Source organism: Aeromonas sp. 2692-1 (assembly GCF_013085505.1).
GTDB lineage: Bacteria > Pseudomonadota > Gammaproteobacteria > Enterobacterales > Aeromonadaceae > Aeromonas > Aeromonas hydrophila.
This window is the reverse complement of record NZ_CP038513.1, coordinates 1,423,779-1,435,917: the sequence shown is the minus strand read 5'-3', so window position 1 is coordinate 1,435,917 and position 12,139 is coordinate 1,423,779. Positions and strand designations below refer to the sequence as shown.

Genomic DNA, 12,139 nt, shown 5'->3' with positions numbered 1-12,139 from the left:
TCAGCCATTCCGGAGTCGATTCATGCCGAACCCCGCAGAAACCCCAGCCCTGGTCCGTCTCGACAAGTGGTTGTGGGCGGCGCGTTTTTACAAGACCCGCAGCCTGGCCCGCGACCAGATTGAAGGGGGCAAGGTGCATTACAACGGCCAGCGCAGCAAACCGGGCAAGCATGTCGAGGTCGGTGCCCTCATTCGCTGCTGGCAGGGTCAGGACGAACGGGAAGTGCGGGTGCTCGAGGTGAGCGAGCAGCGCAAATCCGCCCCGCTGGCCCAGCAGCTCTATGAAGAGACCGAGGCCAGCCTGAAAAAGCGGGCTGAAAACAGCGAGGCACGCCGCTTCAACAGCCAGTTTGCGCCAAGCCCCGAGCGTCGCCCCGACAAGCAGGAGCGGCGCCAGCTGATCAAGGTCAAGCAATATTGACCCGCCAAGATGGCCCTTTTATGACGACAGTTGCCGGAATAAGTTCCTAACCAGCTGTTTATTAATGTTTTTATCTATTTACCCCACCGAAGAACCCAGGAATGCATGATGAGTAACCAAGATCTCCTGTATCGCTATCTGTTCGAAGAGTACGAAGTCCGGGGCGAGCTGGTCCAGCTGGACCACACCTACCGCCACGTGGTTGAGGCCCAGAACTACCCGGTACAGGTGCAAAAACTGCTGGGTGAACTGCTGGTCGCCACCAGCCTGCTGACCGCCACCCTCAAGTTCGAAGGCTCCATCACGGTGCAGCTGCAGGGCAACGGCCCGGTACGGCTGGCCGTCATCAACGGCGACAACAACCAGCAACTGCGTGGCGTGGCCCGCTATGAAGGGGAACTGCCGAGCGACGACAAGCTGCAGAGCCTGATCGGAGAAGGCCAGCTGGTCATCACCATCACCCCGGAGCAGGGTGAACGCTATCAGGGCATCATAGCGCTGGACGCCGACACCCTGGCCGGCTGCCTGGAGCACTACTTCGCCCAGTCAGAACAGCTGGCGACCAAGCTGTGGATCCGCACCGGCTACCACCAGGGTGAGCCGCGCGCCGCCGGCATCCTGCTGCAGGAGCTGCCCGCCCAGAGCGAGGATCACAGCGACGATTTCGAACACCTGACCCAGCTCACCAGCACCATCAAGGATGAAGAGCTGTTCGGTCTGGAAGCGGAAGAGATCCTCTACCGCCTCTACCACCAGGACAAGGTGCGGGTGTTCGATCCGCAGGCCGTCGAGTTCCGCTGCACCTGCTCCCGCGCTCGTTGCGAAGGGGCTCTGCTGCAGATAGAGAAAGAAGAGGTGATGGAGATGGTGCAGGAGCTCGGCAAGATCGACATGCACTGTGATTATTGCGGCGCCCAGTACCAATTTGATGGGATCGACGTCGAAACCCTGTTCAGCAGGGCTCCCGGTAATGATGCAAACAAGTTACACTAATTGAAGGCGGGCAAAACCCGCCTTTAACTTAAATAACAAAAAAATACCCTATTTTATAAAGTTTGATGGCGATCGCTAAACTCTACCACCTAAGTGATAGGATGAACGCCAGATAGAACCCTACCAACCTCTGAACCCAGGAGAATACAATGACAATCGTGGCAGAACCCACCCTGGCCAAGCAATTAGGACTGGACCAGTACGGTATCAAGAACTCCACTGAAATCCTGCGCAACCCTTCCTACGACCAGCTGTTCGCGGAAGAGACACGTGCCGACCTGGAAGGGTTCGAGCGCGGCGTGGTGACCGAACTGGGCGCCGTCAATGTCAATACTGGCATCTTCACCGGCCGCTCCCCTAAAGATAAATATATCGTCAAAGACGCCACTACCCAGAATACTGTGTGGTGGTCTGACCAGGGTAAAAACGATAACAAAGCCATCAGCCCGGAAGTGTGGTCACATCTGAAATCCCTGGTGACCAAACAGCTCTCCGGCAAGCGCCTGTTCGTGGTCGACGGCTTCTGCGGTGCCAACCCGGACACCCGCCTGGCCGTGCGCATCATCACCGAGGTGGCCTGGCAGGCTCACTTCGTGAAAAACATGTTCATTCGTCCGAGCGATGAAGAGCTGAAAACCTTCAAACCGGACTTCGTGGTGATGAACGGTGCCAAGTGCACCAACCCGAACTGGAAGGAGCAGGGTCTCAACTCCGAGAACTTCGTCGCCTTCAACCTGACCGAGAAGATCCAGCTCATCGGCGGCACCTGGTACGGTGGTGAGATGAAGAAAGGGATGTTCTCCATGATGAACTACTTCCTGCCCCTGCGCGGCATTGCCTCCATGCACTGCTCCGCCAACGTGGGTCAGGACGGTGACGTGGCCATCTTCTTCGGCCTGTCCGGTACCGGCAAGACCACCCTCTCCACCGATCCCAAGCGTCAGCTGATCGGCGATGACGAGCACGGCTGGGACGACGACGGCGTGTTCAACTTCGAAGGCGGCTGCTACGCCAAGACCATCAAGCTCTCCAAGGAAGCCGAGCCGGACATCTACAACGCCATCCGTCGCGATGCGCTGCTGGAGAACGTGACCGTGGCGGCCGACGGCACCATCGACTTCGATGATGGCTCCAAGACCGAGAACACCCGGGTCTCCTACCCCATCTATCACATCGAGAACATCGTCAAGCCGGTCTCCAAGGCGGGTCATGCCAACAAGGTGATCTTCCTGACTGCCGATGCCTTCGGCGTGCTGCCCCCGGTCTCCAAGCTGACCAAGGAGCAGACCAAGTACCACTTCCTGTCTGGCTTCACCGCCAAGCTGGCCGGTACCGAGCGCGGCATCACAGAGCCGACCCCGACCTTCTCCTCCTGCTTCGGCGCAGCCTTCCTCTCCCTGCACCCGACCAAGTACGGTCAGGAGCTGGTGAAACGGATGGAAGCCGCCGGCGCGGAAGCCTACCTGGTCAACACCGGCTGGAACGGCACCGGCAAGCGCATCTCCATCAAGGACACCCGCGCCATCATCGACGCCATCCTGGATGGCTCCATCGAGAAGGCCGAGACCAAGGTGCTGCCGATCTTCAATCTGGAAGTACCGACCGCCCTGCACGACGTCAACCCGGCGATCCTCGACCCGCGCGACACTTACGCCAACAAGGCCGAGTGGGATGCCAAGGCGCAGGATCTGGCCCAGCGCTTTATCAAGAACTTCGAGCGCTTCACCGACAATGAAGAGGGCAAGCGTCTGGTAGCGGCAGGTCCGCAGCTGTAACAGCCAGCCCGTTTACTGCCAATCTCATACCGGTCAGCCCAGCTGGCCGGTATTTTTTTGAGCAGAGCGCGGCGTTTGACTCCCGCCAAACCTTGCCTTGTGGGCCCTTGCGCGTTAGATTCAGCCCAACTTTATACAATATACAATTTTGTAACGATTCCCCTGTGACCCGACCATGACCCTACCCTACAAGACCCGTACCCAAATGGTGATGGAAAACCTCCGTGGCCGGATCCTGCGCGGTGAGTTTCCCGCTGGCGCCCCCCTGCGCCAGGACGCCATCGCCAAGGAGCTGGCGGTGAGCCGCATTCCGGTGCGGGAAGCCCTGATGCAGCTGGAAGCGCAGGGGCTGGTGAAGTTCGAGGCACACCGTGGCGCCGTGGTCACCATGCTGGACGCGGCGGCCATCGAGGAGCTCTTTTATTTGCGAGCCCTGCTGGAAGCCGATACCCTGTTCCACGCCGTCGACCTGATGACGGAGGAGACCTTCGCCAGGGCGCAGGCGATCCTCGCCCAGTTCGACCAGGCCCTCGAGTCGGGCACCCAGATCGAACGCTGGGCCGAACTGAACCACAGTTTTCACGCCACCCTCTATCAGGCCGCCGGCCGCCCCCAGGCACTGGAGCTGATCGCCCAGATCAATCTGAGCTGTGACCGCTATGTGCGCTTCGAGCTGCTGTTCGCCAGCGATGGCGTCGACAAGGCCGAGCGCGAGCACGCCCAGCTGCTGGAGCTGTGCCGCGCCCGTCGCAAGCACGAGGCGGTGGTACTGCTCAAGCAACATATCGAGGCGGCTGGCCAGTCCATCAAGCGGATCCTGGACAGCGGCCACAACCACTGAACACTCACATCACAACAATCTGGCATTAACGACATGAATCATTTCGAGATTATTGAAACCCGCGTCGCCCAGGTCAGGGCCGAACTGGCCATGATGGAGCTGGACGCCTTCATCGTCCCCCACGACGACGAGCACCTGGGGGAGTACATTCCCGCCTACGCCGAGCGACTGGACTGGATCACGGGTTTCAACGGCTCCGCCGGCCTCGCCATCATCCTGGCGCAGCGGGCGGCCCTGTTCATCGACGGTCGTTACACGGTGCAGGCCCGCATGCAGGCACCGGCCGAGCTCTTCGAGTTTCTCCATCTGGTGGAAGATCCCCATGTGCAGTGGCTGGCGGATCAGCTGCCGTCCGGCTCCCGGGTCGGCTTCGACGCCCGCCTGCACAGCCTGGCCTGGTATCAGAACGCCAAGGCGGTGCTGACCGAGCGCGGCATCGAGCTGGTGCGGGTCGAGCAGAACCCCATCGATCTGCACTGGAGCGATCGCCCCGCCCCCACCAAGAACCCGGCCATCCTCTACAGCGAAGCGCTGGCGGGCCAGTCCAGCCAGGCCAAGCGCGAGATGCTGGCCAGCGATCTGCGCAAGCGCGGGCTGGATGCGGTGCTGCTGACCCAGGCCGAGCCCATCAACTGGCTGCTCAACCTGCGCGGTCGCGACGTGGAGCGGCTGCCGGTGGTGCTGGGCTTCGCGGTGCTCTACGCCAACGCCACCATGGATTTCTTCGTCGACACCGACAAGATCGACTGCTTCGCCTTCAGCCAGCACGTGGGGCAGGATGTCTCCGTCTACCCCATCGACAAGCTGGGTGACGTGCTGCAGCGCATCGGTGAAGACCAGCAGAAGGTGCTGGCCGATCCCAACACCGCCAACGCCTGGACCCAGCTGGTCATGGAAGAGGCGGGCGCCATCCTGGTGGCCGGTCAGGACCCGACCATGCTGCCCAAGGCATGCAAGAACGAGGTGGAGCTGGCCGGCATGCGCGCCGCCCATCTGCGCGACGGTGTCGCCGTCACCCGCTTCCTGGCCTGGCTGGATCGGCTGATCGCCAGCGGCGAGTTCGACGGGGTGGATGAAGGGACCCTGGCCGATCAGCTGGAAGCCTTCCGCCGCGAGCAGGAGCACTATGTCGAGCCGAGCTTCGACACCATCTCCGCGCTCGGCCCCAACGCAGCCATGTGTCACTACCGCCACACCAACGGCACCCCGCGTACCTTTGGCCAGGACAGCATCTATCTGGTGGACTCCGGCGCCCAGTATCTGGACGGCACCACCGACATCACCCGTACCCTCAAGGTGGGTGAGCTGACCGACGAGCACAAGGCGATGTTCACCCGGGTACTGCAGGGTCACATCGCGCTGGATCAGGCCCGCTTCCCGCGCGGCACCGCCGGCATCCAGCTCGACGTGCTGGCCCGCCAACCGCTGTGGCAGGCCGGTTACAACTACGACCACGGCACCGGCCACGGCGTCGGCCATTTCCTCAGCGTGCACGAAGGCCCGCAGCGCATCGCCCCCAAGGGCAGCCTGGTGGCCCTGCAGCCGGGCATGGTGCTCTCCAACGAACCTGGCTACTACCGGGAAGATGCCTTCGGCATCCGTTGCGAGAACCTGGTGGTGGTCACCGAGCAGGAGCAGATCGGCGAGCTGCCGATGCTGGGCTTCGAGCGGCTGACCTATGTACCGTTCGATACCCGCCTCATCGATCGCAGCCTGCTGAGCCCGGCCGAGTTCCGCTGGATCAACGAGTATCACGCCGAGGTCTACCGCCGCCTGAGCCCGCTGCTGGAAGGCGAGGATCTCGCCTGGCTGGAGCAGGCAACCAGCCTCATCTAAGCGCAGACAAGCAGAGCTGTCTGATGAAACAGGGCCCGCGGGCCCTGTTTTTTTGCCCGCCGGTTTGACCTGTATCAAGACCCCGTCGCCCAGGTCCGGACAATGCCCTGCATGACGACCCATCACTCCCACCCCGCGCGCCCGGCCCGTGCCGACAAGGCGCCCGTGCATCCCAGGCTCAAGCGGGAGCAGCAGACGGTCAGCGCCATGATCCGCCTCTACTGCGACCACCATCATCAGGATCCCGCCTGCCGGCACTGCCAGCAGTTGCAGGAGTTCGCCCACCAGCGGCTGCGCCGCTGTCGCTATGGTCACGGCCACAAGCCCACCTGTGCCAACTGCCACATCCACTGCTATGCCCCGGCCATGCGCAAGCAGATCCAGCTGGTGATGAAGTGGAGCGGCCCGCGCATGCTCTGGCATCACCCCTGGCTGGCCCTGCGCCACCTGCTGGACAGCCGTCGCAAGGCCCCCAAACGACCGGGCAGCCGTCCCCTGCCGCCCTGAGCCGGGGCGCCCTGCCGCTCAGCGCCCCAGACCCGCTTGCATCAGTCCCGCGGGCCCACTACCCTGTGGCTCCTTTTTGACTGCCGCCCGGCAGCACGTACGACACCACAGGAGCCCGGATGCACCAGCCCCCCGTTTTGAGAGTGGCGCGCCACACCGACATGCACGCCATCTGGCAGATCGACGTCAATGTATTCGGGGAGGATGTCTATCCCGGCTTCTTCTTCCGCCAGGCCATGGATCTGTGGCCCGAGCTGCTGCTGGTGGCCGAGCTGGACGGCAAGCTGCTGGGCTATGCCCTGGGCGGACTGGGACAGGATCGGTCGCAGGGCTGGCTGCTCTCCTTGGCGGTGCTGCCGGAGGCGCGCGGCTTCGGCCTGGCCGAACGCATGATGCTGCAGGTGGAGCAGTCACTGCTGACACTGGGGATCGAGCGGGTCAGACTGACGGTGGATCCGGCCAATCCGGCCCAGCGCCTCTACTTTCGACTCGGTTATCAGCAACTGGCCGGGGAGCGCGACTATTTCGGCCCGGGCGAGGATCGCCTGCTGCTGGAAAAACGGCTCGGCTGAGCCGGCGGTGACGGGGTTTGCAGGGCTCGGGCCTTATAATTGGTTACACTTTGCTGGTTTCATGCTCAATCCGGTTGGCGTAGAGTTGAATCACTGACCGAACAAACCAGATTAGATGCCAGCCCAGGAGGCCCATCATGTTGAAACGCATTACCCTCATCGCCCTGTTGGCCACCACCACCGCCACCACCCTCAGCGGCTGTGCCAACAGCGACGTCTACTCCGGTGACGTCTACACCAAGGATCGCGCCAAGCAGGTGCAGACCGTCAGCTACGGCACCATCCTCTCCACCCGCCCGGTCAAGATCCAGGCCGATGAGAACTCGCTGATCGGCACCATCGGCGGCGCCGTGGTCGGCGGCCTGCTCGGTAGCACCATTGGCGGCGGGCGCGGCAGCGACATCGCCGCAGCCGGTGGCGCCATCGCAGGTGCGGCAGCCGGCAAGGCGGCCGGTGACAAGCTCAACCAGGTGGACGGCGTCGAACTCGAGATCAAGAAAGAGAACGGCGAATCCATCGTGGTGGTGCAAAAGGCCAGCCCCACCTTCGTGCCGGGCGCCCGGGTCCGCATGACCCAGGGTAACGGCACCATCAACGTGGCCGTGGTCAACTAAGCCCTCGGAACCCTCCACCCATGAAAAAGCCCTCGCAGTGCGAGGGCTTTTTTATTGCCATGTCGGCCGAGAATTACTGACGGATCAGCCGGAAGATGGCGTAGCCAGGGTGCTGGGCGTCATCCATCGGCAGGGTGGACTTGTACTCCAGATCCGCACCGGCCAGCTGCTTGGCCTCCTCGCGGGGCGAGGAGTAGAGCCGCACGTCCACGTTGGCCGGCAGGGCCTTCATGTGCCAGTTGTTGTTGGCCGCCGGGCTGAAGCCGGCCGGGTTGTCGGCAGACTGGGCCTTCAGGTACTGGGCGATGATCTCGCGCGTCTCGAAGGGGTCTTCATGCACTATGTTGCTGCCGTCGATGCCCGGGAAGTGGCCGCCGCCGCTGGCGCGGTAGTTGTTGGTCACCACGTAGAACTTCTGGGCCGGATCGATGGGCTGGCCGTTGAAGGTGAGGCTGCTGATGCGCTGGCCGTCGCTGACCTTGGCCCCTTCCTTGTTGTAACGAGCCGGCTGGGTGATATCCACCTCGTAGTTGACCCCGTCGATCACGTCAAAGTTGTAGGTGGGGAACTTCTCGTTCACCAGCCACTGCACCTCGGTCTTGCCGGTGTCGATCTGGTTGAACTGACCGGCACTCATCTCCAGCCACTCCTTGACGGTGGCCCCGTTCACCTCGACCACCTGCAGGGTGTTCGGATAGATGTAGAGGTCGGAGACGTTGCGCAGGGAGATGTCGCCCTGAGCCACATAGGTGAAGTCATTGATGCCGTTGCGGCCGCCACGGAACGGGGCCGCCACCGACAGGATGGGGTAGGACTCCTTGAGCAGGCCGTCTTTTTGCAGCTGTTCGGCATGCTTGCGCTGGGCATCGCTCACCAGCTGCACCGAAGGATCATCCTGCACCAGGGCGAAGAAGCTGTGGATGGAGGAGGTGATCTTGCCGAGTGGCTCGTCCAGCCACTGGTTGGTGGCGTCGTGATCGGCCTGTACCAAGTCTACCACCCGTTGATCCACCGCACTCCCCTCGCTGGAGTCGATCTTGCGCAGGCTGGCCTGGCTCTGTTTCACCTGCCACTTGCCGTCCACCTGCTCCAGCTTGAGGTCGATGATGCCGAGGTGGTTGCCCCAGTAACCTGGCATTACAGTCGGAATGCCGCTCAGGGTGCCGGCCTTGTTGTCCACCTCCGGCAGATCCGGGAAGTCACCCGGGAAGTTCTTGTGGGCGTGACCCAGCATCAGGGCATCGACCCCCTTCACCTTGGCCAGGTGCCAGGCGGAGTTCTCCATCATGGCCTCGTAGCTGCTGGCGTTGATGCCGGTGTGGGCCACCACCACCACGATATCGGCGCCCTTGGCGCGCAGCTCGGGCACATAGTGGTTGGCGGTCTCGACCATGTCGGCCACCACCACCTTGCCTTCCAGATGGCGCTTGTCCCACTGCAGCACCTGCGGCGGGGTCAGCCCCAGGATGCCGACCTTGACGGTCTGCAACTGGCCCTTGTCATCCTTCACCTTGCGCTCCAGCAGCAGGTAGGGGGTGAACTTGTTGCCGCTCCAGTCTATTTGCCCCTTGGCATCGCGTTTGAAAGCGCCCGCCTCGAACACGTTGGCGTTCACATAGGGGAACTTGGCTCCCTGCAGGGTCTTGGTGAGGTAATCCAGCCCGTAGTTGAACTCGTGGTTGCCCAGGTTGCCGGCATCGTAGCCGAGCTCGTTCATCGCCTTGAACACCGGGTGGGCCTGCTTGTCGAGGTAACCGGCACCGGACTGCTCGAAGATGTAGTCCGCCAGCGGCGTGCCCTGGATCAGGTCGCCGTTGTCGAGCAGCAGGTTGTTGGGGTTTTCTGCGCGGGCCACGCGGATCAGCAGCGCAGTGCGGGAGAAGCCAAACTTGCGATCTTCCTTGTTCTGGTAGTAGTCATAGCCCAGCACGTTGGAGTGGATATCGGAGGTCTGGATCAGACGCAGGGCAACCTCACCCGGTTGCGCCTTGCTGTCGTTTTCATTGCTACAGGCAGATAACAGCACGATGGCTGCAATAGCACCCAGCTTCATGGTTTTATTCACTGTCTTGTCCCTTTTATTATGAGTGTCGCTTTACCAGCGACGGGAATTTAACAGACGAATATGTCAGTGCATGAAGCCGGGATTAATTTTTATGAGGTGCGGCACAAAAATAGCCTTATGACGCCAGCAGAGCCCCGCTTGCCAGTTGCAACGCCAGCCCCAGCATGATGAAACCAACAATAGTATCAATAGCTTGCTGAACCCTGCCGCGCGCAAGCCAGGGCGAGAGGGCAGCCGCCCCAAACGCCAGGCTGTAGAACCAGACCAGCGAGGCCAGCATGGCCCCCGCCGCAAAGGCCGGCCGCAACTCTTCGGCAAACTGGCTGCCGAAGGAGCCGAGCAGCATCAGGGTATCCAGGTAGACGTGGGGGTTGAGCAGGGTCACCCCGAGGGTCATGGCCAGCACGCTCTTGACCCCCATCAACTGGGGCGAGTCCGCCAGCTTGGCTCCCTGCCCGCGCCAGGCACTGCGCAGGGAACGGATACCGAACCAGCCGAGAAACAGCACGCCGCCCCAGGTCAGCAGGGCCAGGCCGATCGGGCTGGCCGCCAGCAGGTTGGCCCCGCCAAACACCCCGATGCCGATCAGCACGAGATCGCACAGACAGCAGAGGGTCGCCGTCAGCAGATGGTGGTTGCGGTGGATGCCCCGACTCAGCACGAAGGCATTCTGGGCACCGATGGGAATGATCATGGCAAGGCCGAGGGTGAAGCCTTGCAGGGTGGTAGCAAACATGGATGAACCGTCCAGCAGAGTGATTGGACGGCACTATAAGGGGACAGTTCTATTTAGAGAAATTCATTGATCTGCTGAGCCATTGGTTTTGCTAATGACCGTGCAGCAGGCATAACCCCTTCGGGGCAGAAGGGCCGCCATTCGGCCATGACTGTCAATTGCAGGATCTGACAATTGTTAGCCAATCACTCTGCCCCGAGAATCATCGGGTTTTATTGCATCAGCTTGGGGAAGTTGGTGACCACGACCTGCTCGAGATTGGGCAGCAAAATGCCACTGCTCACCCCCTTGGCGATGGCCTGGTAGCGATTCATCGACCCCGTTTTACGGGTGACCTGATTGAGGTGGTAGTTCACGGTTCGCTCCGTGATCCCCAGGATGCAGGCGATTTCACCCGACGTTTTCCCTTCACTGGCCCAGAACAGGCATTCGGTCTCCCGGTCAGTCAGGGCCTCCTGAGGGTCATCTTCCCGCAGACTGACCCGCACAATCCGGATCGCCGCCTCGAAGATGTAGTTGGACATCCAGGAGAGGATGGGCGAGGACTCCAGCAGTAGATCGCTCGATGCCCGCTCGGCGGTGATGAACGACAGTATGCCGTTCTCCCCTGCCGCACCGTGCAACGGGAACGAAATTCCGTTGCGCAGCCCGAACTCCGCCGCCAACCCCATCACGTCAAGACTGCCCTCTTGCAGAAAACGCGCCCGCTCATCCAGCCGGTTCCAGTAAATGGGCAAGGTCTGCTTGCGGGCCAATTGAATGATGGGATCACAGGCCAGCATATGGTTGGCCGTGTAGGCCTGCACCCAGGAGTCTGGGCACTGGTTGAACAGCACCACCTTGGGTCTTTGCATCGACATGGGAATGATCAGCGCAAACCGGTAGTAGTCGTAACCCATACCGAGCGTGAACCGACCGATCAACTCGGCCAAACGATCCCCGTCCGTTACCGAAGTGAAATGTTCGAGGTACTCAAGCAGTTGGTCTTGTTTCATATGCTAGCCCCCCTGGCCAGGGCCTCGATTATAGCGCCGAACACTGAAATGGAGACATCTGAATGCTTGTTTTCAAAGGAAAATTAAAAGAACACCCCAGATGGGAGGTAGAAAACGAGCTTTATCGCTTTCGCAATCGCGTCTTCTCCGATCGCCTCGGCTGGGATGTGGAATCCCACCGTGGTCTGGAGCAGGACAGTTTCGATACCCCTGACACCCACTGGGTGCTGATCGAAGACGAGGAAGGCCTGTGCGGCTGCATCCGTCTGCTCAGCTGTGCCCAGGATTACATGCTGCCCAGCATCTTCCCTACCGCCCTCGCCGGTGAAGCCCCGCCACGCAGCAACGACGTGTGGGAGCTGACCCGCCTCGCCATCGATGCCGAACGGGCTCCCCGGCTCGGCAACGGCATCAGCGAACTGACCTGCATCATCTTCCGCGAGGTCTATGCCTTCGCCAAGGCGCAGGGGATCCGCGAGCTGGTTGCCGTGGTCAGCCTGCCGGTAGAGCGGATCTTCCGCCGTCTCGGCCTGCCCATCGAACGGCTCGGTCACCGCCAGGCGGTGGATCTGGGCGCCGTGCGCGGGGTCGGGATCCGCTTCCATCTGGATGAGCGGTTCGCCCGTGCCGTCGGCCAGCCCCTGCAGGGTGCCTATGACGAGACGCGCGAACTGGTCACCGAATAAAGGCGACGCAAAAAAATCCCGGGGTAAGACCCGGGATTAAAAGTTCTCGCTATGGCCCGTTTCCACCCCATGCAAAAACGGACGCAAAAGAGTATCTC

At 61.6% G+C, this 12,139-nt stretch carries 12 protein-coding genes; 9 read left to right on the top strand and 3 right to left on the bottom strand.

The genetic code is table 11. The features are described 5' to 3' along the window. Positions 1–22 precede the first annotated feature (22 nt). The 8 genes from hslR to E5E97_RS06985 all read left to right on the top strand — a co-directional run bounded on the left by hslR (position 23) and on the right by E5E97_RS06985 (position 7,559). Complete coding sequence (hslR, locus tag E5E97_RS07020) at positions 23–421, top strand: ribosome-associated heat shock protein Hsp15 (protein ID WP_016349333.1); 399 nt, start codon at positions 23–25, stop codon at positions 419–421. A 108-nt stretch (positions 422–529) separates the two neighbouring features. After that, positions 530–1,414: an Hsp33 family molecular chaperone HslO gene (gene hslO, locus E5E97_RS07015; RefSeq protein WP_024943636.1), complete on the top strand. Its 885-nt coding sequence runs from the start codon at positions 530–532 to the stop codon at positions 1,412–1,414. A 149-nt stretch (positions 1,415–1,563) separates the two neighbouring features. Continuing rightward, positions 1,564–3,189 carry a phosphoenolpyruvate carboxykinase (ATP) gene (pckA, locus tag E5E97_RS07010; RefSeq protein ID WP_139390032.1) on the top strand — a complete coding sequence of 542 codons (1,626 nt, stop codon included), beginning with the start codon at positions 1,564–1,566 and terminating at the stop codon, positions 3,187–3,189. A gap of 175 nt (positions 3,190–3,364) precedes the next feature. Beyond that, entirely contained in the window at positions 3,365–4,030 is a 666-nt protein-coding gene (locus tag E5E97_RS07005) for a GntR family transcriptional regulator (RefSeq protein WP_139390033.1), read from the top strand. 33 nt (positions 4,031–4,063) lie between these two features. Next, complete coding sequence (locus E5E97_RS07000) at positions 4,064–5,866, top strand: aminopeptidase P family protein (protein ID WP_171280032.1); 1,803 nt, start codon at positions 4,064–4,066, stop codon at positions 5,864–5,866. A gap of 111 nt (positions 5,867–5,977) precedes the next feature. After that, complete coding sequence (locus tag E5E97_RS06995; RefSeq protein WP_026080215.1) at positions 5,978–6,373, top strand: nitrous oxide-stimulated promoter family protein; 396 nt, start codon at positions 5,978–5,980, stop codon at positions 6,371–6,373. A 119-nt stretch (positions 6,374–6,492) separates the two neighbouring features. Further along, on the top strand, positions 6,493–6,945 hold the full coding sequence (locus tag E5E97_RS06990) for an N-acetyltransferase (protein ID WP_171280031.1): 453 nt from the start codon (positions 6,493–6,495) through the stop codon (positions 6,943–6,945). A 137-nt stretch (positions 6,946–7,082) separates the two neighbouring features. Continuing rightward, entirely contained in the window at positions 7,083–7,559 is a 477-nt protein-coding gene (locus E5E97_RS06985) for a glycine zipper 2TM domain-containing protein (RefSeq protein ID WP_005308463.1), read from the top strand. A 73-nt stretch (positions 7,560–7,632) separates the two neighbouring features. On the opposite strand, the gene E5E97_RS06980 is transcribed toward E5E97_RS06985, so the two are convergent. The 3 genes from E5E97_RS06980 to E5E97_RS06970 form a co-directional block, all read right to left on the bottom strand. Then, positions 7,633–9,612: a bifunctional 2',3'-cyclic-nucleotide 2'-phosphodiesterase/3'-nucleotidase gene (locus E5E97_RS06980; RefSeq protein WP_171281202.1), complete on the bottom strand. Its 1,980-nt coding sequence runs from the start codon at positions 9,610–9,612 to the stop codon at positions 7,633–7,635. 127 nt (positions 9,613–9,739) lie between these two features. Beyond that, complete coding sequence (gene lysE, locus E5E97_RS06975) at positions 9,740–10,360, bottom strand: L-lysine exporter (protein ID WP_011704530.1); 621 nt, start codon at positions 10,358–10,360, stop codon at positions 9,740–9,742. 212 nt (positions 10,361–10,572) lie between these two features. Further along, positions 10,573–11,355 carry a LuxR family transcriptional regulator gene (locus E5E97_RS06970; RefSeq protein ID WP_005315931.1) on the bottom strand — a complete coding sequence of 261 codons (783 nt, stop codon included), beginning with the start codon at positions 11,353–11,355 and terminating at the stop codon, positions 10,573–10,575. Positions 11,356–11,417: 62 nt separating this feature from the next. Here E5E97_RS06970 and E5E97_RS06965 point away from each other — a divergent pair, with 62 nt between their 5' ends. After that, positions 11,418–12,041 carry an acyl-homoserine-lactone synthase gene (locus E5E97_RS06965; RefSeq protein ID WP_113994599.1) on the top strand — a complete coding sequence of 208 codons (624 nt, stop codon included), beginning with the start codon at positions 11,418–11,420 and terminating at the stop codon, positions 12,039–12,041. Positions 12,042–12,139 lie beyond the last annotated feature (98 nt).